This window comes from Janthinobacterium sp. J1-1, assembly GCF_030944405.1.
In the GTDB taxonomy this organism is placed as follows: Bacteria; Pseudomonadota; Gammaproteobacteria; order Burkholderiales; family Burkholderiaceae_D; genus Janthinobacterium.
The window spans coordinates 373949-395142 of record NZ_CP132339.1 but is presented as its reverse complement, the minus strand read 5'-3'; the positions used below and the strand labels follow the sequence as shown (position 1 = coordinate 395142).

The following is a 21194-nucleotide window of genomic DNA, read 5'->3' as shown; positions in this document are numbered from 1 at the left end:
CGGTGTTACCGGCGTCCCGCCCGGGTACTGACATCGACCCAGACTGCGAGGGTGAGAATACTGCCTTTCACGATCATCTGCCAATACGTGTCCACGTCCAGCATCGACATGCCGTTATCGAGACTGGCCATCACCAGCGCGCCGATCAGGGCGCCGTAGACGGTGCCCGAGCCGCCGCGCATCGAGGTGCCGCCGATAAAGCAGGCGGCGATGGCATCGAGTTCGCTGAAGGTGCCGGCCGACGGCGAGCCTGCCGCCAGGCGGCCCGTGTTGATCAGGCCTGCCAGCGCGCACATCAGGCCCATGATGCCGAAGATCCACAGCTTGACGGCTTTCACGTTGATGCCCGACAGGCGCGTCGCTTCCATATTGCTGCCCACCGCGTAGATGCGGCGGCCGAACACGGTCTGGCTGGTGATATAGCTGAACAGACCCAGCAGCGCCAGCAGCAACAGCACCGGCAGCGGGATGCCTTCATAGCCGTTCAGGGTGCGCACAAATGCGTACAGCACGGCGCCGATCACCGCCACGCGCAGGGTGTCGACCCAGACCGCCGTTTGCGGCAGGCCATGCTGGGCGCGGCTGGCGCGGCCGCGCCAGGTCAGGAATGCCGCCAGCACGAACAGGAACACGCCCAGGATCATGCCGGGCGTGGCCGGCAGATAGCCCTGGCCCAGGTAGACCATCGGCTCGGAGACGGGCGCGACGGTGATGCCGCCGGTGATGCCCAGCAAAATGCCGCGATACGCCAGCATGCCGCCCAGGCCGACGATAAACGACGGGATGCCACGGTACGCCGTCAGGTAGCCGTTCAACAGGCCGATCACCAGGCCGCAGCCCAGCACCGCCATCAGATTCAGCGCCAGCGGCCAGTGCTGCGTCACGTCGAGCACGGCGGCAATGCCGCCCAGCAGGCCCAATAATGAGCCGATCGACAGGTCGATCTCGCCGGCGATAATCACCAGCACCATGCCGCAGGCCAGGATGCCGGTGACCGACATCTGGCGCAGCAGATTGGACAGGTTGCGCGGCGTGACGAAGCTGCCTTCGGTCTTCCACGAAAAAAAGGCCCAGATCAGGGCCACCGCGATCAGCAGGGCCAGCATCTTGTATTGGGTGAAAAGCTGTTTCACGCTATGCGTATTCATGCGGCAGGTTCCTTGTTTGCAGTATGGGTGCCTGGCGCCGGGCGCTGGTCGAGCGCCGCCGCCAGCACGGTTTCCTGGCTCAGGCCATCGTTGATAAAGTCGCCGCGCAAGCGGCCTTCGCCCATCACCAGCACGCGGTCCGACACGCCCAGCACTTCGGCCAGTTCGGACGAGACCATGATGATGGCCACGCCTTCATCGGCCAGCGCCAGCATCAGCTTGTAGATTTCATATTTGGCGCCCACGTCGACACCGCGCGTCGGCTCGTCCAGGATCAGTACCCTCGGGCGCGTCAGCAGCATCTTGGCCAGCACGGCCTTCTGCTGGTTGCCGCCCGACAGACTGGTGATCGGCAGAGACGGGCTGGCCGTCTTCAGTTCCAGCTGGGCGATCTCGCCACGCACCGCCGTCAGTTCGGCGTCGCCGTCGATGCGCGTGGCGCGCGCGAACTGGCCCAGCACCGACAAGGTGATGTTCTGGCCGACGTCGAGGTCGGGCACGATGCCGTGGTGCTTGCGGTCTTCCGGCACCATCGCCAGGCCCATGGCGATCGCCTTTTGCGGCGATGTCGTGTCGATCTGGCGGCCATCGAGCCAGACTTCGGCCTCGCACGGCCCCTGGTAGGCGCCGAACAGGGCGGAAACGAGTTCCGTGCGCCCTGCCCCCACCAGCCCGGCGATGCCGAGAATCTCTCCCTTGCGCAGGCTGAACGACACATCGTCGACGCGTTTTCTCTGCGGATTGTCGGCGTCGATGCAGGTGACGTGGCGCGCCTCGAACAGCACCTCGCCGATCGCGTCTTTCTTGCTGCGGTGCGGGTACAACTGGTTCATTTCGCGGCCCACCATCTGCGCGATGATGCGTTCGACGTTCATCTGCGCCATCGGCGTGGTGGCGATATGCTTGCCGTCGCGGATCACGACGATGGTGTCGCAGATGGCCGCCACTTCATCGAGCTTGTGCGAGATATAGATGCAGGTGACGCCCTTGGCCTTCAGTGCGCGGATGATGTCGAGCAGCACCGCGATTTCGGACGCCGTCAGCGACGACGACGGCTCGTCGAGGATCAGGAGGCGCGCATTCTTGTTGAGCGCCTTGGCGATTTCGACGAGCTGCTGGTGGCCGCCGCCGTAATTCATCACCGGCAGCGCCACGTTCAGTTCGGGGATCTTCAGTTCGCGCAGCAGTTCGTCGGCGCGCTTGTACATGGCGCCATAGTTCATGCGCCCGCCCGCCAGCGTCAGCTCGCGGCCCATGAAGATGTTTTCCGCCACCGACAGCTGCGGCACCAGCATCAGTTCCTGGTGGATGATGATGATGCCGGCCGCCTCGGTATCGCGGATCGATTCGGCACGCAGGGGCTGGCCATCCCACAGGATCTCGCCATCCCAGGTACCGTGCGGGTACACGCCCGACAAGACCTTCATCAGGGTCGACTTGCCGGCGCCATTCTCGCCGCACAGGCCTATGCACTCGCCGGCCCGCACCTGCAGGTCGATGCCATCGAGCGCGCGGACACCGCCAAACTGTTTGACGATGCCTTTCATTTCAAGCAGATATTCAGACATCTGATCTCACATTCATTTACCAAGAAGCAAGAGCTGGGGTCAGTCCCTGGGGGGATCGGAATGCGCTCCATTGGAGCGCATTCCCCCGGCGGGTCTGACCCCTGATTTACGCTGCGACTAAGGCAATGTTATCAATTGCCCAATTGCGCCTTGGTGTAGAAGCCATCGTCAACCAGAATATTCACATTCGCCTTGGTCAGCGGCGTCGGTTTCAGCAGCACGGTGCTGACTTTTTTCAGGCCGTTGTCATAGCTGGAGTTGTAGGCCGGCTTTTCGTTGCGCGCCAGTTGCACGGCCAGTTTGGCAGCTTCCGAGGCGATGGTTTTCAGCGGCTTGTAGACGGTCATCGCCTGGGTGCCGGCGATCACGCGCTTGACGGCGGCCAGGTCGGCATCCTGGCCCGAGACCGGCACCTTGCCGGCCAGTTTTTGCGCGGCCAGCGCCTGGATCGCGCCGCCGGCCGTGCCGTCGTTCGAGGCGACGATGGCGTCGATCTTGTTGTTGTTGGCCGTCAGCGCGTTTTCCACGATGGACAGCGCTTCGGTGGCGCTCCAGTCCTTGACCCATTGCTGGCCGACGATCTTGATGTCGCCCTTGTCGATAAACGGTTTCAACACTTTCATCTGGCCTTCGCGCAGCATCTTGGCGTTGTTGTCGGTCGGCGCGCCGCCCAGCAGGTAGTAATTGCCTTTCGGTTGCAGCTTGGTCACGCCTTCGGCCTGCATTTCGCCGACTTTTTCATTGTCGAACGAGATGTAGGCATCGATATCTGCGCCCAGGATCAGGCGGTCATACGACAGCACCTTGATGCCGGCCTTTTTCGCTTCCTTGACGGTGTTGTTGAGCACCGTCGCATTGAAGGGCACGATCACCAGCACGTCGACGCCGCGCGAGATCAGGTTTTCGATCTGCGAAATCTGGCGCTGCTCGCTGGCGTCGGCCGATTGCACGAAGACCTTGGCGCCCTGCTTTTCGGCGGCGGCGATAAAGAAGTCGCGGTCGCGCGTCCAGCGTTCCACGCGCAGGTCGTCGATGGAAAAGCCGATTTTCGGATTTTTTGCGTCGGCCAGGGCGGCGCCGCTGGTCATTGCCAGCATGGCGGTCATGATGGCGGCGCTGATGATCTTGTTCATTGTGTGTCTCCTAGTTGGATTTTATTAACTACGTTTTGAACTACGGGTGGTGCTGAAAAAGTTGTTGCTGGTGTTGATCGTTGTGGTGGTGGTGTCGGGTTACGCGCGGAGCGCTAACCCGACCTACCCCGACCTATGTGCTGCTAATGGTTATGCCGTGGCAGGGTCTGGCCCACGGCGCGGTATTTCAGCGCCAGCTCCATGCAGGCGCCCGTTTCCAGCTGGCCTACGCTGGCGCGGTAGATTTCCTGCCATGGGGTGGAACTCTCGTTGATCGGTGGCGGCAGTTCCTGTGCGCGGCGCGCCAGCTCGGCCTCGTCGACCAGCATGTCGCAGCGGCCCTCCTGCAAGTTGACACGGATCAAATCTCCCGTGCGCAGCAAGGCCAGGCCGCCGCCAACCGCGCTTTCCGGCGACGCGTTCAGGATCGACGGGCTGTCCGAGGTACCAGACTGGCGGCCGTCGCCCAGGGTCGGCAGGTTCAATATGCCGGCCTTGAGCAAGGCGTCGGGCGGCTGCATATTGACCACTTCGGCCGAACCGGGCCAGCCGACCGGGCCCGCACCGCGCATCACCAGCATGCAGCTGTCGTCAATCGCGAGGGCCGGATCGTTGATGCGGGCGTGATAATCGGCGGAGCCGTCGAACACGATGGCGCGCGCCTCAAAAATGCCTTCGCAGCCGGGGCGCGACAGATAGCGCTCGCGGAAGGCGGGCGAAATCACGCTGGTCTTCATGATGGCGAAATCGAACAGATTGCCTTTCAAGGCCAAAAAGCCCGCTTTTTCCTTGAGCGGCTCGGCAAACGGGCGGATCATTTCGCGGTCGCCGCTTTCCTGTCCCGCCAGGTTTTCCGCCATGGTCTTGCCGGTCACCGTCAGGCGGTTCGCGTGCAGCAGGCCAGCCTGCTGCAATTCCCACATGATGGCCGGCACGCCGCCGGCGCGGTGGAAGCGCTCGCCCAGGTATTTCCCGGCTGGCTGCATGTTCAAGAGCAGCGGCACGTCGTAGCCGTGCGCCATCCAGTCGCTCGAATGGAGCTCGACGCCGGCGTGGCGCGCCATCGCCATCAAATGCGGCTGGGCGTTGGTCGAGCCGCCGATGGCCGCGTTGACGATAATGGCGTCCAGGAAGGCTTCACGCGTGAGGATGGCCGAGGGGCGCACGTCATCATGGGCCAGGGCGACTATGCGGCGCCCCGTTTCATAGGCGATCTGGCCCCGTTCGCGGTACGGCGCGGGGATCGCCGAGCAGCCCGTCAGCGACATGCCCAGCGCTTCGGCCAGCGCGTTCATGGTCGACGCCGTGCCCATGGTGTTGCAGTGGCCGGCCGACGGCGCCGAGGCGGCCGCGATCTGCAGGAATTTGTCGTTGTCGATCAGGCCGGCGGACAGCTGGCGGCGGCCCTTCCAGATGGCCGCGCCCGAGCCCACCAGTTCGCCGTCCATCCAGCCGTCCAGCATCGGGCCACCCGACAGCACGATGGCGGGAATGTCGACCGTGGCGGCGGCCATCAGCTGGGCCGGCGTGGTCTTGTCGCAGCCGGTGGTCAGCACCACGGCGTCGATCGGATAGCCGTGCAAAATCTCCACCAGGCCCAGGTAGGCCAGGTTGCGGTCCAGCGCGGCGGTAGGCCTGCGGCAGTTTTCAAAGATCGGGTGCAGCGGGAATTCCATCGGAATGCCGCCCGCGTCGCGGATGCCGTCGCGCACCCGCTTGGCCAGGTCCAGGTGGATGCGGTTGCACGGGCTGATGTCGCTGCCGCTCTGGGCGATGCCGATAATCGGCCGGCCCGAGCGCAGTTCTTCGGCGGTAATCCCGTAGTTCATGAAGCGCTCGAGATACAGCGCCGTCATGTCGATATGGTCGGGATTGTCGAACCAGTCCTGCGAGCGGAAACGGCGCGGCGCAGTCGATGGTGGAATGTTCAAGTCGCTCATGCGCCGTACCAGCCCGCGTCGACATAGTATTCACGCCCGGCGCACTTGGCGGCGTTGTCCGACGCCAGGAACAGCGCCAGCGCCGCCACGTCTTCCGGTTCCACGCGCAGCTGCAGGCACTGGCCCTGCAGGATCACGGCTTCCGCTTCCGGCGTATGCCACAGGCGTTCCTGGCGCGGCGTACGCACGGCGCCGGGGATGATGCAATTGACGCGGATGCCGTCGACGCCCAGGTCGCGCGCCAGGCCCCGTGTCAGGCCTTCGATGCCGGCCTTGGCCGTCATGTAGATCGACAGGTTGGCCTGCGCCAGGTGCCAGGAAATGGAGCCCAGGTTCAGGATCACGCCGCTCTTGCGGGCGCGCATGGCCGGCGCCACGGCCTGGGCGCAGAAATACTGGTGGCGCAGATTGACGGCGATGCGCTCGTCCCAGTAGGCGGGCGTGACGTTTTCGATCTGGTGGCGGTCGTCGTTGGCGGCGTTGTTGATCAGGATATCGGTGGCGCCGACCGAGGCTTCGATATCGGCAAAGGTGGTGGCCAGGCCGGCCAGGTCGGTCAGGTCGCAATGGCGGAACACGGGCGGCTGCGCCAAAGAGGACAGTTTGGCTTCCAGTTCGCGCGACGGTTCCGTGGCGATATCGAGAAAGGTGACCCGGGCGCCCTGGCGCGCAAACGCTTCGACAATCGCCACGCCGATGCCGGTGCCGCCACCGGTAATGATGACGTTTTTTCCTGCCAGGCTGGGATAAGTTGCATGCAGCATTGATGTCTCTCGTTTTATATTAGGTAAGTTGAATGATCAGAGCAGGCCGCGCTGGGCCAGGCTGGCGTACAGTGCGCGCACGCCGAACTGCCACGGCGCGATGGCGTCGCAATGCTGGACTTCATTGACCAGCGCGCCCAGGGCCGGGCTGGCGATCGTCACGCGGTCGCCCAGGTGGTGGGTAAAGCCGCCGCCCGGCGCGCCACGATCCTTGACGGGCGAGAACATGGTGCCCAGGAACAGCATGAAGCCGTCCGGATACTGGTGGTACTGGCCGGCCGTCTGGCGCACCAGGTCGAGCGGGTCGCGGCTGATCTCGCGCATGAAGCTGGCGCCTTCCAGCACGAAACCGTCATTGGCGCCCTCGATCAGCAGCGATACTTCGGCGTCGCGCACGGTGTCGATGGTAAAACTGTCGTCGAACAGGCGGATAAAGGGGCCGATGGCGCAGGAACCGTTGTTGTCCTTGGCCTTGCCCAATAGCAGCGCGCTGCGCCCTTCGATATCGCGCAGGTTGACGTCATTGCCCAGGGTCGCCCCCAGCACTTCGCCGCGGCTGTTGACGGCCAGCACGATTTCCGGCTCCGGGTTGTTCCAGGCCGACGCCGGCAGCAGGCCCACTTGCGCGCCGCAGCCAACCGACGACATCGGCTGCGCCTTGGTAAACACTTCCGCGTCGGGGCCGATGCCCACTTCCATGTATTGCGACCAGGCGCCGCGCTGCTGCAATTGCTCTTTCAGGCGCTGCGCCGCGTCCGAACCCGGTTTTAAGGCCGACAGATCGCTACCCAGGGTCGCTTGCAGGGCGGCGCGCAAGGTATTGGCCTTGTCGGCATTGCCGCCGGCCTGTTCCTCGATCACGCGTTCCAGCAGGCTGACGGCAAACGTCACGCCGCAGGCCTTGACCGCCTGCAGGTCGCACGGCGCCAATAGCAGCGGCTGGCCGGCCGGCGCGGCCAAGGCCTGCGCCAGCAATTCGGCGACTTGGCCCAGCGACTCGCCCTGCGCCTGGCGCACAAAGGCGAGCGGATTGTCGCGCTCCAACAACTCCGACACGGTGGACACCGACGCCGTGATATCAAATACTTCACCGCCGCGCACGGCCACCACGCAGGGACCGTCGCGCCAGATGCGGCCGATCAGGGTGGCGTCGGCGAGATCAAGAGGCAGCAGGGAAACAGGGGAAATCGGCAACATGGCGGCTTTCAGGAAAAAGGGTGCAAAGTTCAGGTGAGGCCGATTCTGCGCGCCGTCCCACCGCACCGCAATTACGAAAATCACCAAATTGCATGATGATTATTGGTATTGCGACGCACCAAAAAACCGTGCCGCATGGGCGCCGCCCGCGCCTCGGTGCAGCCCATGAAAATGTCTGCGGCAGTGCATCAATACGGGGGCTGATATCTTTTTGGATATCGCATATGTGAAAAAATTGATTGGTGAGGTCTCACTGGACAAACTAGTATCAGCCGTGGCCTGGATTGGCCACCAGCGCCAAGCCGGCCAACAGACCGAGACGCTGGACCATTCAACTATTCGAAGACGGTGGAGACCTAATATGAAAACAACAATGAAAATGCTCAGCGCCAGCCTGGTGCTGGCCATGTCCGGCATGACCGTGGTACCGATGGCCAGCGCCGCAGACAAGGGCGCGGTCGGCATTTCGATGCCGACCAAATCGTCGATGCGCTGGATCGCCGACGGCGACAACATGGTCAAGGTATTCAAGGAACGCGGCTACAAGACCGACCTGCAGTTCGCCGACGACGATATCCCGAACCAGCTGGCACAAGTGGAAAACATGATCACCAAGGGCGCCAAGGTGCTGGTGATCGCCGCCATCGACGGCACCACCTTGTCGAACGTGCTGCAAAAAGCGGCCGACAAGGGCATCAAGGTCATTTCCTATGACCGTTTGATCCGCGGCACGAAAAACATCGATTACTACGCCACCTTCGACAACTTCCAGGTCGGCGTGCTGCAAGCCGGCTACATCGAATCGGCGCTGAAGCTGAAAGAAGGCAAGGGCCCATTCAATATCGAACTGTTCGGCGGTTCGGCTGACGACAACAACGCGCACTTCTTCTACAACGGCGCCATGTCGGTGCTGAAACCGTACATCGACAGCGGCAAGCTGGTGGTGCGTTCGAAGCAGATGGGCATGGAAAAAGTGGCCACCCTGCGCTGGGACGGCGCCGTGGCGCAAGCCCGCATGGACAACCTGCTGAGCGCCTACTACGGCAATGCCCGCGTCGACGCGGTGCTGTCGCCATATGACGGCCTGAGCATCGGTATCCTGTCGTCGCTGAAAGGCGTCGGCTACGGTACGCCGAAGCAGCCGTTCCCGGTCGTGACCGGCCAGGATGCCGAGATCCCATCGGTGAAATCGATCATCCGCGGCGAACAGGCATCGACCGTGTTCAAGGACACGCGCGAACTGGCCAAAGTGACGGCCAATATGGTCGATGCGATGATGAACGGCAAAACGCCGACCGTCAACGACACCAAGACCTACAACAATGGCGTGAAAGTCGTGCCATCGTTCCTGCTCAAACCGGTCACCGTCGACAAGGCGAACTGGAAGCAAGTGCTGGTCACCGGCAGCGGCTACTACACCGAAGCGCAAGTAAAGTAATTTGACAGACGGGTACTGAGGGCCCGGCGACGCCGGGCCTTTCGCTTCACAGAATTCTAGAACAAACTGCCGCACGGCCAGCGCCCATGGTGTCGCCATGGCGCGCGGCCGTGCCAGAGAGGTTATATGACGAACACTATCCTGGAAATGCGCGGGATACGCAAGACGTTCCCGGGCGTGGTTGCGCTCGACAATGTCAACCTGCGGGTGCGCAGCGGCGAGATCCACGCCATCGTGGGTGAAAACGGCGCCGGCAAATCGACCCTGATGAAAGTGCTCAGTGGCGTGTATGGCCACGGCAGCTACTCGGGCGACATCGAATATCAGGGCCAGGTCCGCCAGTTCCGCGGCATCAAGGACAGCGAAGAAATCGGCATCATCATCATTCACCAGGAACTGGCGCTCGTGCCCCAGCTGTCGATCGCCGAAAATATTTTCCTCGGTAACGAACCGGCCACGATGGGCGTCATCGACTGGGAACACACGCAACGCAAGACGCGCGAACTGCTGAACAAAGTCGGCCTGAAAGAATCCCCCGACACCCTGATCACGAATCTGGGCGTGGGCAAGCAGCAGCTGATCGAGATCGCCAAGGCGCTGTGCAAGGACGTCAAGCTGTTGATCCTCGACGAGCCGACCGCCAGCCTGAACGAAAGCGACAGCGCGGCCCTGCTCGACCTGCTGCTGGGCCTGAAAGCCCAGGGCATTTCGTCGATCCTGATTTCGCATAAATTGAACGAAATTTCGCGCGTCGCCGATGCGATCACGGTCCTGCGCGACGGCAATACCGTCGACAGTTTCGACTGCCGCGTGGAACCCGTCAGCGAAGACCGCATCATTGAAAAAATGGTCGGACGCGAGATGGCCGACCGCTATCCGCCGCGCACGCCCACCATCGGCGAGACCATTTTCGAAGTGCGCGACTGGAAGGTGTACCACCCCGAGCACGCCGACCGCGCCGTCATCAAGGGCATCAACCTGCATGCCAAAAAGGGCGAGATCATCGGTATCGCCGGCCTGATGGGCTCCGGACGCACGGAACTGGCGATGAGCATTTTCGGCCGCGCCTACGGACAGCGCATCAGCGGCACGGTGCTGAAGAACGGCCAGGAAATCGACGTCAGCACCATCGGCAAGGCGATCGCCCACGGCCTGGCGTATGTGACGGAGGACCGCAAGGGCCTGGGCCTGATCCTGGAAGAAGACATCAAGAAGAACACCAGCCTGGCCAACCTGGACGCGATTTCGAAGCACATGGTGATCGACGAGCAGCGCGAGTTCAGCGTGGCCGAAGAATTCCGCCGCAAGCTCAAGACCCGATGCTCGAGCGTGGCGCAGAAGGTGGTCAACCTGTCCGGCGGCAACCAGCAGAAAGTGGTGCTGGCGAAGTGGCTGTTTTCGCGCCCCGACGTGCTGATCCTCGATGAACCGAGCCGCGGCATCGACGTCGGCGCCAAGTACGAGATCTACAGCATCATCAGCGACCTGGCCGCCGAAGGCAAATGCATCATCATGATTTCCTCGGAAATGCCGGAATTGCTGGGCATGTGCGACCGGATCTATGTCATGAACGAAGGCCGCTTTGCGGCAGAACTAAGCGCAGCAGAAGCGTCGCAAGAGAGAATCATGCGCGCGATCGTCACACACGGAGAGAACAATGGACAATAAACTCACAGCCGGCGCGCCAGCAACGCCAGCGGCCGCGCCGGAAGCGAAAAGCTACGCCGGCTTTTTGAAAAACAATATGCGCGACTACGGCATGCTGCTGTCGCTGATCGTCATCATGGGCTTTTTCCAGTACATGACGAACGGCACCCTGATGGAGCCGCTGAACCTGACCAACCTGGTGCTGCAGAACAGCTATATCGTCATCATGGCGCTGGGCATGCTGATGGTCATCGTGGCCGGCCATATCGACCTGTCGGTCGGCTCGGTGGTGGGCTTTGTCGGCGCGCTGGCGGCCGTCTTGATCGTCAACTACGAAATGAACTTTGTCGCGGCCAGCATCATCTGCCTGATCGCCGGCGCCGTCATCGGCGGCGCGCAAGGCTATTTCGTGGCCTTCTTCAAGATCCCGTCGTTTATCGTCACCCTGGCCGGCATGCTGGTGTTCAAGGGCCTGACCCTGGCGCTGCTGGCAGGCCAGTCGGTCGGTCCTTTCCCGGAAGGCTTCCAGATGCTGAGCTCGGGGTTCCTGCCCGACCCGTTCGGCGGTGAAAACCTGCGCGGCTTCTCGCTGCTGCTGGGCGTGATCGCCGCCGCGGCGCTGATCTTCACTTCGCTGCGCAGCCGCGCCAAGCAGATGAAACACGGCATGGAAAACGAGCCACGCGCCTTCTTCCTGCTGAAAAACGGCGTCTTCGCCGCCGTGATGGTGTACTTCAGCTACCTGCTGTCGTCGTACCGCGGTTTTCCGAACGTGCTGGCCGTGATGTCGGTGCTGATCGTCGCCTACACCTTCATCACCAACCGCACCGTGCTGGGCCGCCGCGTCTACGCCGTCGGCGGCAATGAAAAAGCGGCGCGCCTGTCGGGCATCAAGACCGAACGCGTCAGCTTCTACACCTTCGTCAACATGGGCATGCTGGCCGCCCTCGCCGGCCTGATCTTCGCGGCACGCCTGAACACCGCCACGCCAAAAGCCGGTACCGGCTTCGAGCTGGACGTGATCGCAGCCTGCTTTATCGGCGGCGCCTCGGCCTCGGGCGGCGTCGGCAAGGTGATGGGCGCGGTGATCGGCGCCTTCATCATGGGCGTGATGAACAACGGCATGTCCATCATGGGCATCGGCATCGATTACCAGCAGGTGATCAAGGGCCTGGTGCTGCTGGCCGCCGTCTTTATCGACGTGATTAATAAAAATAAATGAGAAGAACAAGGACGTACAAGTTCGAGCCTTAGGGGGTTCAAGCCGGCGCATGCGCCGGCTTTTTTTATGGCGCGGCCAACACGGCGGCCAGCGCCACCGCGTCGGCGCCGGCGGCAATGCGCAGCGGGCCTTCGGCATCGGTGGCGGCGCGCCAGACCGCCTCGGCCACGTCCGCCGCCAGCGTCACCTCGGACGACTGGCTCCATTGCGCAAAGACGTCCTGCGCCAGCGCCGCGTAGGCGTCGGGGATGCTGCCCTGCATGCGCTCGCGGGCGTTTTCGCCGAAACGCGTTGCCGGTGCCCGGCCCGGCAGCACCAGCCTGACCCGCACATTGAATTGCGCCAGTTCCAGCGCCAGCGACTCGGTAAAGGCGTTGACGGCCGCCTTGCTTGCCGTGTACACCGACAGCAGCGGCAGCGGCGCCAGTGTCACGCTGGACGTGACGTTGACGATCACGCCGGCCCTGCGCTGCCGGAACTGGGGCAGCACGGCCTGCGTCAGCGCGATGGTGCCCAGCGTATTGGTCTCGAACACCTGGCGCGCGGTGGCCATCGCCGTGCCTTCGAGCGCGCCCAGCACGCCGATGCCGGCATTATTGACCAGCACGTCGACCGGCCCCGCATCCCCGATGGCCCGGGCGATACTGGCGGCATCGGTAACGTCAAGTGCCAGCACGCGCAGCTGCGCGGATCGCGGCAGCAGATCCGGATCGGGCGTGCGCATCGTGGCGACCACGTGCCAGCCCCGTTCGAGGAAATGGCGGGCAGTGGCAAGGCCGAAGCCGGACGAGCATCCGGTGATCAGAACGGTTTTCATGAAAACTCCTGGTGTGGTTGGCGGTGCCCTGACTATAGAATGCCCGTGCCGGACTTGCTATAATCAATAGTCCATCTTTCATTCGCAATAGTCCACAATGGTCGATCCGCTTGCCGAAGTCGTCACCCTGCTCCAGCCGCAGGCCAGGTACTCGAAAGTCGTTGGCGGCGCGGGCAGCTGGCGCATCCGCCGCGCGGAGTCGGGCCAGCCGTTCTACTGCGTGATCCTCGATGGCGGCTGCCGCCTGACGCTGGACGGACAGGCGCCGCTGGAACTGCGGCAGGGCGACTTCGTGCTGATCCCCGCCGCCCAGGGCTACACCATGTCGAGCCTGGCACCGGCAGCGCCACAGGCGGCCGACAGCGTGCCGGTAGAACTGCCGCAGGGCCAGTTCCGGCTCGGCGATCCGGATGGGCCACGGCAGGTGCTGCTGCTGGTCGGCCACTGCGCTTTCGGTTCGCCCGACGCGGCCTTGCTGGTGTCGCTGCTGCCGCAGCTGATCCATGTGCGCGGCGAGCACCGGCTGGCCACCCTGGTGCAGCTGGTCACGGAAGAATCGCGCGCACGGCGGCCCGGGCGCGAAGTGATCCTGGCGCATCTGCTGGAAGTGCTGCTGATCGAGGCGCTGCGTTCGACGGCGGAAAAGGATGCAGACAACGGCGCTGAAAACCTGGCGGCGCCGGGCCTGCTGCGCGGCCTGGCCGACGACAGGCTTGCCGCCGCGCTGCGCTGCATGCATGACGACATGGCGCGCGCCTGGACGGTGGCCGAACTGGCGCAGCAATCGGCCCTGTCGCGCTCGGCCTTCTTCGAGCGCTTCAGCCGCGCGGTCGGCGTCGCGCCGATGGAATATCTGCTGGCCTGGCGCATGGCGTGCGCCAAGGATCTGCTGCGGCGCAGGGAGGGCGGCATCGCCGCAGTGGCCGGACGGGTCGGCTACGGCTCGGCCAGCGCCTTCAGCGTCGCCTTTGCCCGCCATGTCGGCATGCCGCCGGCACGCTATGCGCGCGAGCAGGTGGAAGCGTCAAGTTAGCAGGGAGCGGCCGCGTCTGTTCTCAAAATGGCACGGCGTCGGCCGTGAGCAAGGTGACGGGATTGCCCGGATTGAGCAGCTGGCGCCACACCCAGTTATGGTGTTCGACGATGGCCGGTGCGGCCAGGTGCGGGCGGTCGCGCGTGGTGTGCGCATCGCTGATCACCACCGTTGCCAGTTCCAGGCTGGCGGCGCGGCGCACGCTGGTGTCGATGCAAAATTCGGTCGCATAGCCGCACACATAAATCGTCGTGATGCCGGCCTGCGCCAGGTGCTGCCGCAGCCCCGTCTGGCGAAACGCATCGCAGGAGTTTTTTGCGCTGACATGGTCTTGCGGCTGCGGCGCGATCAAGGCCGGAAATTGCCAGCCGTGCGTGCCGGCTTCCCAGCTTGAGTCGGCCGTATCGTGCTGCACATAGATCACCGGCACGCCGGCGGCGCGCGCCCTGGCGATCAGGCCGGCGATACGTTCCAGCACAGTATCGGCCTGCCAGGCGGGCGGCTCGCTCAAGACGGCGTTCTGGAAATCGATCACAATCAATGCACTGCTCATGGTTACTCCTTGGATTAGGCTGCACAGCCAGTTTTTTCAATAATCAAAAGCGGGTCAAGCTGCCGCCAGCCGCGCCGCCCTGTCGCCCCACCACGCCGCTTCCTCGAACACGGAAAAGCCCGACAAATCGGCATGCGCGAACAAAATCGCGCCGTCGTGTTCACGCAGCGCTTTCAGGCCCGCATTGCTGCGAAAGCCGGGCAAGGGGGCGGCCATGGCGTGGCCGCGCACGGTGATGTCGACGCGCTCGACGCAGCGGGCAAAGTCGCGGCCATAGGCGGTTTTCAGATCGACGCTGGCCAGCGCCAGCAGTTCTTCCGGTGTAGCCGTGTCGAGCCACTTGCGGGCGTCCTGCGGCGTGCGGTCCGACAGCGCGACATAGGCACTGAAGACGGTTTGCTCGGGCGGGCGCACGCGAATGTCCTGGTGGGTCGAGACGACGTAGCCGAGGCCAGGCTCCTGGTACACCACGTTGTCCCAGCATAGCGGCGCATGCGGCAGTTCGTCGGGGAAGCGTTTCAGCAGAAAATTCGCCACCATCCACGGCGCATACGCCGGCGTATCGCGCTTGGCGTCAAAGCCATAGCTGGCCATCTCCGGTACCACGCGCGCGGCCACATACAGCGGCATGGCGCAAATGGCCTTGCGGGCCTTGACCAGATACGTGCGCGGCTGGCCGTCGACCAGTTCCATGCACAGCGCTTCGACCCCATCGGCCGTGGTGGACAAGGACACCACCGTGCCCGCATGGCGTTTGACGCCAGAGGCCTGCTCCAGCGCCGTGGCGACCGGCTGCATGCCGCCCGGCCAGGTCAGCCAGGCGCCGTTACCCGCATTGGCCGCCTGGCCCCAGCGGCTGCAATAGTAATGCAGGCCGGCCCAGGCCGAGACCTGGTCGTAGCGCGTGCCGTAGTCGTCGCGGCAGCAGTAATTCAGGTACCAGTGCAGGGTGGGCGAGGTATAGCCGTGCTGCTCCATCCAGGTTTTGAGGGTGATGGTATCGAGCGCCTGCCAGGCCGGGTCCTGCGACGATGCTATGGTGGGGAACACGAACACGCGCTTGCCATCATTGCCGCGCGCCTGGCGCAGCTGCGCCACCTGCGCAAAGAAACGCTGGTGCTGCGCCAGTTCCTCGACGGATACCCCTTCGGTAGGAATAAAGCCGTCCTGCCAGTGGCCGTTGAACAGCAGCCGTTCCTCCGGCGCGTGCAGGATATAACGCTCGTCGTAATACGGCTTTTCCGCCATCGGATCGCGCTGGATAATGCCCAGGTCGAACAGGATCTCGCGCACGTGCGTGGATTCCGGCGACGGCAACGGCAGATAGTGGCCGCCGGTGGGATAGGCCAGCTCGCCGAAATGGCCGCCGGCCGCATTGCCATACGGTTGTGGGCCATCGACCATCAGGAAGTCCCTGTGACCGAGTTTTTTCAGGCGCCAAGCAGCCGTCAGGCCGGCGATGCCAGAACCGAAGATGGCCACATCGGTGCTGAGGGTGCGCGACGGTGGCGGCAGCGCCTTGCGGTCGCGAAGGAAGTGCCCCTCGGCGCGGCCCGGATACAGCACCCTGGGTGTGATCTCCTGCCAGCGCAAATACGCCGCAATGCTGCCGGCGCCCGCCGCCACCGCCGCCGTGCCACCGGCCGTCCACAGCAAAAAAGAGCGGCGCCGCATCAGCGTATCACCCGGTTCCAGTCCTGCTCGAACTCGTGCACCAGCGATTGGGTATTCAGGCGGTTTGGCGCCATCGGCAGCTTCCGCATATCGGGCGGGAAGATGAACATTTCGCGCGTGGTGTCGGCATTCAGGTAGCGCATCGGCAGGCGGTAACTGGTGGGCGGCCGGTAGTCGAGCTGGGGCGAAGCGAGGATAAAACCCCACTCGCCGAACGACGGCACATAGGCGTGATACGGCCAGGTGCGCATGCCCACTTCGCGCAGGGTGGCGTCGATGGTCCAGTAGGCGTGCGGCGCAAAGAACGGCGACGTCGACTGCACCACCATCAGGCCCTTGGCCGCCAGATGCTTTTTCACCAGGTCGTAGAACGGCACCGAATACAGCTTGCCCAGCGCGAAGCTGGACGGATCGGGGAAGTCGACGATGGCCGCGTCGAACATGTCCTGGTTGTTGCGCAGCCAGACGGCGGCGTCGGCATTGACGACGGTGACGCGCTGGTCCGAGAACGATTTTTTATTGAGCTCGGCCAGCTCCGGCCGCGTGGTGAACGCGCCCGTCATGGCCGGGTCCAGGTCGACCACGGTGACGTGTTCGATATGCGGATAGCGCAGGATCTCGCGCAGCGCCAGGCCGTCGCCGCCACCGAGCACCAGCACGCGGCGCGCCCATGGCAGCGCTTCCATGACCGGATGCACCAGCGCTTCATGGTAGCGGTATTCGTCGCGCGAGGAGAACTGCAGGTTGCCGTTGATGTACAGCCGCGTGTCGTCCTTCCAGCGCGTGATCACCAGGCGCTGATAAGGCGTGGTGGTGGAGTAGACGATCTGGTCGCCGAACAGGCCATGCTCGCCCCACTCCACCATGCGGTCCGACATGGCAAAGCCGGTCACCAAGAGCAGCATCACGGCGCAGGCGCGCAGGAATTGCCCGGTCATATTGTGCAGTTCGGCGCGGAACACCCAGATGCTCCACAGGCCGACGGCCACATTGAGCATGCCGAACAAAAAGCCCGTGCGCACCAGCCCCAGATAGGGCGACAGCACCAGCGGGAACAGCAGCGAGACGGCCAGCGCGCCCAGATAGTCGAAGGTCAGCACGCGGCTGACCAGTTCGGAAAATTCGGTCTGGCGCGTGTTCAGCGCGCGCATCACCAGCGGCACCTCCATGCCCACCAGTGCGCCGATCAGGAAGACCATCACATACAATAAGGTGCGAAACGGCGCGGCCATCCACGAAAATGTCATGAACAGGATCGCCGCCGACAGCCCGCCGATCAGGCCGACGGCCAGTTCGATATCGACAAAGCGCGACAGCACGTCGTCGTCCTTCACGTATTTTGAAAAGTGAGCGCCTACCCCCATGGCAAACAGGTAGCAGCCGATAATCGTGGAAAACTGCAGGATGGAGTCGCCCAGCAGATAGCTGGACATGGCACCGGCGATCAGCTCATACGCGAGGCCGCAGGAAGCGACCACGAACACGGATAAAATCAGAATCTTTTTGTTCATTGGGCTGGTTTTGTTCTAATATGCTTGGACGTTATCAAATGCTCAATCGAGGAATGCCGTGCCCGACATCCTAAACTATCTGATCCACCTTTTACTGGCCGCCGTGCTGCTGATTGTCTTTTTTGTCATCTACACGCGCGTGACGCCGTATGAAGAGGTGCTCTTGATACGCCAGGGGAACCAGGCGGCGGCGCTGTCGCTGGGCGGCGCCATCCTCGGCTTTTCGGCCACCATCGCTTCGTCGCTGATGCACACGGCGAATTACCAGCAGTTCTTCGCCTGGGCGTTTGGCGCGATGGTGGTGCAGCTGCTGGCCTACCTGGTCACCACGCGGCTGCTGCGCATGTCGAAAGACCAGATCGAATCGAACAACAGCGCCTTTGGCGGCCTGCTGGGCGCCATCGCGCTGGCGATCGGCGCCATCAACGCCGCCTGCATTTCCTGACCCCGTCATCATCTTCGCAAGGACACCATCATGAGCCTCGGCAGCTTTATCAAGAAGCAGTTTATCGATGTACTGCAATGGAACGAAGAGAAGGAAGGCGTGCTGGCCTGGCGCTTTCCGATGCAGGATTTCGAGATCCAGAACGGCGCCATTTTGAACGTGCGCGAGTCGCAGGTGGCCGTCTTCGTCAATGAGGGCAAGATCGCCGACGTGTTCGGCCCCGGCACGCACAAGCTGACCACGCAAACCCTGCCCCTGCTGACCAACCTGAAGAACTGGGACAAGCTGTTCGATTCGCCCTTCAAGTCCGACGTGTATTACTTCAGCACCCGCGTGCAGACGGGCCGCAAATGGGGCACGCCGCAGCCGATCACGATCCGCGACAAGGACTTCGACATGATACGCGTGCGCGCCTTTGGCATGTACTCGTACCGCATCGCCGACGCCCGCACCTTTTTTACGGAAATCAGTGGCACGCGCGACGTCTACACGCGCGACGAAGTGGAAGACCAGTTGCGCGGCATCCTGATGGCCAGCATGGCCAGCTCGCTGGGCGGCGCCAACGTGCCCTTCCTCGACATGGCGGCCAACCAGGCGCTGATGGCGCAGCAGGTCAAGGACGGCCTGGCGCAGGCGTTTGCCCGCTATGGCGTGGGCCTCGACGAGTTCAACGTGGCCAGCATCAGCCTGCCCGAGGAACTGCAGGCGGCGCTGGACGAGCGCATCTCGGCCGGCATGAAGGGCGGCCTGGGCGCCGACAAGATGAGCGGCTTTACCAAGTTCCAGGTGGCGAACGCGATTCCGCTGGCGGCGCAGAACGAAGGCGGCCTGGCCGGCATCGGCGCGGGCCTGGGCGCCGGACTGTCGATCGGCCAGGTGATGGCGCAGGGCATGGCGCAGGGGACAGGAAGCGCGTTGCAGCCACAGGCACCTGCACCGGCGGCTGTCCCACCGGCACCCGCCGAAGAACCGATCGAAGCGCGGCTGGAAAAACTCAAGGGCCTGCTCGACAAGGGTCTGATTTCGCCGGCCGACTACGACGGCGCGAAAGCGGAACTGCTGAAAAAACTGATCGGTTAAGCGCGACCGCATGCAAACTGTTTCCTGTCCCAGCTGCGGCGCGGAAGTCCATTTCCGCTCGCACGCTTCCGTGCTGGCCGTGTGCGATTACTGCCACGGCACCATCCTCAAGGACGCCGACTCGGTGCGCGATATCGGCAAGATGTCGGCCGTGCTGGAGGACTATTCGGCGATTCAAATCGGCACGGCCGGCGTGCACGAAGGCGTCCATTTCACGGTGGTCGGACGCATCCAGCAGCGCTATGCGGCCGGCACCTGGAACGAATGGTATCTGCTGTTCGACGACGCCAGCACGGCGTGGCTGGGCGACTCGTCCGGCCTGTACACCATGACGCGCGAGCGCAAGGCGGCAGGCGCGCTGCCCGCCTTTGCCGAACTGCGCCCGGGCCAGCAGTACACCATCAATAACGAACCGTACACGGCGGCCGAAGTGCGCAGCGGCGAGTGCATCGCCGGCCAGGGCGAACTGCCGTTCAAGGTCGGCAGCGGCTGGCGCATCCAGGTGGCCGACCTGCGCAACTACGCCAGCTTCGCCACGCTCGACTATACCGATGGTCCGCAGCCGGTGCTGTACCAGGGCGTGGCCGTCACCCTGGAGGGCATGCAGTGCCAGCTGCTGCGCGACACCGATGCGATCGCGCGCACCGCCGGCAAATACCGCGGCAAGCTCGATGCGCTCGACTGCCCTTCCTGCGGCAGCGGCATCAAATATGTGCCGGGCGCCGCCGCGCAGCTGGTCTGCCCGGCCTGCCATGCGCAGCTCGACGCCACCGGCCCCGAGGCGCAGGTGCTGGCCAAGGGCCAGCAAGTGGAAGAGGAGGCGGACATCACCCTGGAACTGGGCGCCAGCGCCAAGATCAACAATGTCGACTTTACCGTGATCGGCATGATGCGCCGCGCCGACGACGAGGGCACGGAGTGGAACGAATACCTGCTGTACAACGCGCACGCGGGCTTTTTCTGGCTGGTGGAAACCGACGAAGGCTGGTCGCGTGCCAGCGTGCTGCCGAACTGGCCCACCTGGGCCTCCCTCGATGCGGACAAATGCACGCTCGACGGCGCCACCTACACCAAGCTGTATGACTATGGCTCGCAAGTGACGTATGCGGCCGGCGCCTTCAACTGGAAGGTGGCCGTCGGCGACACTACCCATGTCTATGAATTCGAACAGGGGCAGACCAAACTGGCGGCGGAACTGACCGGCGAAGAGATGACCTGGTCACGCTCGGTACCAGTCGCCTACGATCAGATGAGCGCCTGGTTCGGCGCCGCTTTTCACGGTATTGCGCCGTCCTCGAACATCAAGATGAGTCATCGCGGCGTGGCCAAGGTCTTTATCATCATCACCCTGGTGTTGAATGCGATCCCGATGTTCGTCTCGTTTTCCAGCACCCTGATGTGGAGTGTGCTGGGTTGCCTGGCGCTGTTCGTGCCCGCCCTTTTCCTCGACAAGAATACAAAGACCCCGCAATGAGCAAATACGTGATCTACGCGCTGATGGTGACCTTTTCCGTCACGGCCGCCAACTGGGTGCGCATGTTCAAGGTGGCCGGCAGTGGCAGCGGCGGCAGCAGCTGGAGTTCGCGCACCGGCAGCGGTGGCGGCAGTTATGGCGGCGGCTCCAGCGGCGGCAGCCACAAGTGACGGCCAGCGCGCACCTGCCGCTCGGTACCCATCTGCTGGCCGACCTGTCCGGCGTCGATGCGGCACCCTTGCGCGACTGCGCGGCGCTGGAAAACCTGTTGCGCCAGGCCGCCATCGAAGCCGGTGCGCAGGTATTGCACGGCCACTTCCACAGCTTCGGCGCGGAGGCGGGCGTGACCGGCGTGCTGCTGCTGGCCGAGTCGCATATCTCGATCCACACCTGGCCCGAAGCCGGCTTTGCCGCCGTCGATATCTTCATGTGCGGCGCGGCCCGGCCGCAGGTCGCGCTCGATATCATCAGCACCGCACTGGCGGCACGGCACTGCGCGCTGCACACGGCGCGCCGCGCCCCGCCCGGCCAGGCCATCGCTGGCTGATTG

Annotated in this window: 19 protein-coding genes; 9 read left to right on the top strand and 10 right to left on the bottom strand. The window is 63.7% G+C overall.

Annotation, left to right across the window (positions count from 1 at the left end; translation table 11 throughout):
* Nucleotides 1–5: 5 nt before the first annotated feature.
* From Q8L25_RS01730 to Q8L25_RS01705, 6 genes are all read right to left on the bottom strand, one after another.
* Nucleotides 6–1148, bottom strand: a complete 1143-nt coding sequence (locus Q8L25_RS01730; protein ID WP_308923275.1) for a sugar ABC transporter permease — start codon at nucleotides 1146–1148, stop codon at nucleotides 6–8.
* On the bottom strand, nucleotides 1145–2716 hold the full coding sequence (gene xylG, locus Q8L25_RS01725; protein ID WP_308923274.1) for a D-xylose ABC transporter ATP-binding protein: 1572 nt from the start codon (nucleotides 2714–2716) through the stop codon (nucleotides 1145–1147). The genes Q8L25_RS01730 and xylG overlap by 4 nt, the downstream gene beginning before the upstream one ends.
* A gap of 131 nt (nucleotides 2717–2847) precedes the next feature.
* The gene (xylF, locus tag Q8L25_RS01720; protein ID WP_374694284.1) at nucleotides 2848–3822 is read right to left on the bottom strand and encodes a D-xylose ABC transporter substrate-binding protein; all 975 of its coding nucleotides are present in this window, start codon (nucleotides 3820–3822) and stop codon (nucleotides 2848–2850) included.
* A 170-nt stretch (nucleotides 3823–3992) separates the two neighbouring features.
* Nucleotides 3993–5789, bottom strand: coding sequence for an IlvD/Edd family dehydratase (locus Q8L25_RS01715; protein ID WP_308923272.1), 1797 nt, complete (start codon nucleotides 5787–5789; stop codon nucleotides 3993–3995).
* Complete coding sequence (locus tag Q8L25_RS01710; protein WP_308923271.1) at nucleotides 5786–6553, bottom strand: SDR family oxidoreductase; 768 nt, start codon at nucleotides 6551–6553, stop codon at nucleotides 5786–5788. The genes Q8L25_RS01715 and Q8L25_RS01710 overlap by 4 nt, the downstream gene beginning before the upstream one ends.
* A gap of 36 nt (nucleotides 6554–6589) precedes the next feature.
* Nucleotides 6590–7750: a fumarylacetoacetate hydrolase family protein gene (locus Q8L25_RS01705; RefSeq protein WP_308923270.1), complete on the bottom strand. Its 1161-nt coding sequence runs from the start codon at nucleotides 7748–7750 to the stop codon at nucleotides 6590–6592.
* Between the two features lie 379 nt (nucleotides 7751–8129).
* On the opposite strand from Q8L25_RS01705, the gene chvE reads away from it, so the two are divergent.
* From chvE to mmsB, 3 genes are all read left to right on the top strand, one after another.
* Nucleotides 8130–9188 (top strand): multiple monosaccharide ABC transporter substrate-binding protein, encoded by a 1059-nt coding sequence (gene chvE / locus Q8L25_RS01700; protein WP_374694283.1) that lies wholly within the window; start codon nucleotides 8130–8132, stop codon nucleotides 9186–9188.
* A gap of 126 nt (nucleotides 9189–9314) precedes the next feature.
* Nucleotides 9315–10856 carry a multiple monosaccharide ABC transporter ATP-binding protein gene (gene mmsA, locus Q8L25_RS01695; protein ID WP_308923268.1) on the top strand — a complete coding sequence of 514 codons (1542 nt, stop codon included), beginning with the start codon at nucleotides 9315–9317 and terminating at the stop codon, nucleotides 10854–10856.
* Nucleotides 10846–12057, top strand: a complete 1212-nt coding sequence (mmsB, locus tag Q8L25_RS01690; RefSeq protein ID WP_308923267.1) for a multiple monosaccharide ABC transporter permease — start codon at nucleotides 10846–10848, stop codon at nucleotides 12055–12057. The genes mmsA and mmsB overlap by 11 nt, the downstream gene beginning before the upstream one ends.
* 64 nt (nucleotides 12058–12121) lie before the next feature.
* Here mmsB and Q8L25_RS01685 read toward each other — a convergent pair whose 3' ends face one another.
* Entirely contained in the window at nucleotides 12122–12874 is a 753-nt protein-coding gene (locus tag Q8L25_RS01685) for an SDR family oxidoreductase (protein ID WP_308923266.1), read from the bottom strand.
* A 97-nt stretch (nucleotides 12875–12971) separates the two neighbouring features.
* Between Q8L25_RS01685 and Q8L25_RS01680 the strand changes: the two genes are divergently transcribed.
* Nucleotides 12972–13907, top strand: a complete 936-nt coding sequence (locus Q8L25_RS01680) for an AraC family transcriptional regulator (RefSeq protein WP_308923265.1) — start codon at nucleotides 12972–12974, stop codon at nucleotides 13905–13907.
* A 22-nt stretch (nucleotides 13908–13929) separates the two neighbouring features.
* On the opposite strand, the gene Q8L25_RS01675 is transcribed toward Q8L25_RS01680, so the two are convergent.
* The 3 genes from Q8L25_RS01675 to Q8L25_RS01665 are packed head-to-tail and all read right to left on the bottom strand — an operon-like array spanning nucleotide 13930 to nucleotide 17645.
* The gene (locus tag Q8L25_RS01675; RefSeq protein ID WP_308923264.1) at nucleotides 13930–14460 is read right to left on the bottom strand and encodes a cysteine hydrolase family protein; all 531 of its coding nucleotides are present in this window, start codon (nucleotides 14458–14460) and stop codon (nucleotides 13930–13932) included.
* Between the two features lie 54 nt (nucleotides 14461–14514).
* Complete coding sequence (locus tag Q8L25_RS01670) at nucleotides 14515–16134, bottom strand: FAD-dependent oxidoreductase (protein ID WP_308923263.1); 1620 nt, start codon at nucleotides 16132–16134, stop codon at nucleotides 14515–14517.
* Nucleotides 16134–17645, bottom strand: a complete 1512-nt coding sequence (locus Q8L25_RS01665; RefSeq protein WP_308923262.1) for a polyamine aminopropyltransferase — start codon at nucleotides 17643–17645, stop codon at nucleotides 16134–16136. The genes Q8L25_RS01670 and Q8L25_RS01665 overlap by 1 nt, the downstream gene beginning before the upstream one ends.
* Nucleotides 17646–17703: 58 nt before the next feature.
* Here Q8L25_RS01665 and Q8L25_RS01660 point away from each other — a divergent pair, with 58 nt between their 5' ends.
* From Q8L25_RS01660 to speD, 5 genes are read left to right on the top strand one after another with little or no spacing between them, the layout of a single operon-like run.
* Nucleotides 17704–18090 (top strand): DUF350 domain-containing protein, encoded by a 387-nt coding sequence (locus Q8L25_RS01660; protein WP_308923261.1) that lies wholly within the window; start codon nucleotides 17704–17706, stop codon nucleotides 18088–18090.
* 30 nt (nucleotides 18091–18120) lie between these two features.
* Entirely contained in the window at nucleotides 18121–19170 is a 1050-nt protein-coding gene (locus Q8L25_RS01655; RefSeq protein ID WP_308923260.1) for an SPFH domain-containing protein, read from the top strand.
* A gap of 10 nt (nucleotides 19171–19180) precedes the next feature.
* Nucleotides 19181–20644, top strand: a complete 1464-nt coding sequence (locus Q8L25_RS01650) for a DUF4178 domain-containing protein (RefSeq protein ID WP_308923259.1) — start codon at nucleotides 19181–19183, stop codon at nucleotides 20642–20644.
* Nucleotides 20641–20814 carry a hypothetical protein gene (locus Q8L25_RS01645; protein ID WP_170840580.1) on the top strand — a complete coding sequence of 58 codons (174 nt, stop codon included), beginning with the start codon at nucleotides 20641–20643 and terminating at the stop codon, nucleotides 20812–20814. The genes Q8L25_RS01650 and Q8L25_RS01645 overlap by 4 nt, the downstream gene beginning before the upstream one ends.
* Nucleotides 20811–21191, top strand: coding sequence for an adenosylmethionine decarboxylase (speD, locus tag Q8L25_RS01640; RefSeq protein ID WP_308923258.1), 381 nt, complete (start codon nucleotides 20811–20813; stop codon nucleotides 21189–21191). The genes Q8L25_RS01645 and speD overlap by 4 nt, the downstream gene beginning before the upstream one ends.
* Nucleotides 21192–21194 lie beyond the last annotated feature (3 nt).

Bases quoted from the DNA above. Each gene is read 5' to 3' on its own strand.
- xylG (WP_308923274.1), bottom strand. From the start codon at position 2,716: ATGTCTGAATATCTGCTTGAAATGAAAGGCATCGTCAAACAGTTTGGC.
- mmsA (WP_308923268.1), top strand. From the start codon at position 9,315: ATGACGAACACTATCCTGGAAATGCGCGGGATACGCAAGACGTTCCCG.
- Q8L25_RS01705 (WP_308923270.1), bottom strand. From the start codon at position 7,750: ATGTTGCCGATTTCCCCTGTTTCCCTGCTGCCTCTTGATCTCGCCGAC.
- xylF (WP_374694284.1), bottom strand. From the start codon at position 3,822: ATGACCGCCATGCTGGCAATGACCAGCGGCGCCGCCCTGGCCGACGCA.
- Q8L25_RS01715 (WP_308923272.1), bottom strand. From the start codon at position 5,789: ATGAGCGACTTGAACATTCCACCATCGACTGCGCCGCGCCGTTTCCGC.
- Q8L25_RS01645 (WP_170840580.1), top strand. From the start codon at position 20,641: ATGAGCAAATACGTGATCTACGCGCTGATGGTGACCTTTTCCGTCACG.
- Q8L25_RS01680 (WP_308923265.1), top strand. From the start codon at position 12,972: ATGGTCGATCCGCTTGCCGAAGTCGTCACCCTGCTCCAGCCGCAGGCC.
- Q8L25_RS01670 (WP_308923263.1), bottom strand. From the start codon at position 16,134: ATGCGGCGCCGCTCTTTTTTGCTGTGGACGGCCGGTGGCACGGCGGCG.
- Q8L25_RS01710 (WP_308923271.1), bottom strand. From the start codon at position 6,553: ATGCTGCATGCAACTTATCCCAGCCTGGCAGGAAAAAACGTCATCATT.
- Q8L25_RS01655 (WP_308923260.1), top strand. From the start codon at position 18,121: ATGAGCCTCGGCAGCTTTATCAAGAAGCAGTTTATCGATGTACTGCAA.
- Q8L25_RS01665 (WP_308923262.1), bottom strand. From the start codon at position 17,645: ATGAACAAAAAGATTCTGATTTTATCCGTGTTCGTGGTCGCTTCCTGC.
- mmsB (WP_308923267.1), top strand. From the start codon at position 10,846: ATGGACAATAAACTCACAGCCGGCGCGCCAGCAACGCCAGCGGCCGCG.
- Q8L25_RS01650 (WP_308923259.1), top strand. From the start codon at position 19,181: ATGCAAACTGTTTCCTGTCCCAGCTGCGGCGCGGAAGTCCATTTCCGC.
- chvE (WP_374694283.1), top strand. From the start codon at position 8,130: ATGCTCAGCGCCAGCCTGGTGCTGGCCATGTCCGGCATGACCGTGGTA.
- Q8L25_RS01675 (WP_308923264.1), bottom strand. From the start codon at position 14,460: ATGAGCAGTGCATTGATTGTGATCGATTTCCAGAACGCCGTCTTGAGC.
- Q8L25_RS01685 (WP_308923266.1), bottom strand. From the start codon at position 12,874: ATGAAAACCGTTCTGATCACCGGATGCTCGTCCGGCTTCGGCCTTGCC.
- Q8L25_RS01730 (WP_308923275.1), bottom strand. From the start codon at position 1,148: ATGAATACGCATAGCGTGAAACAGCTTTTCACCCAATACAAGATGCTG.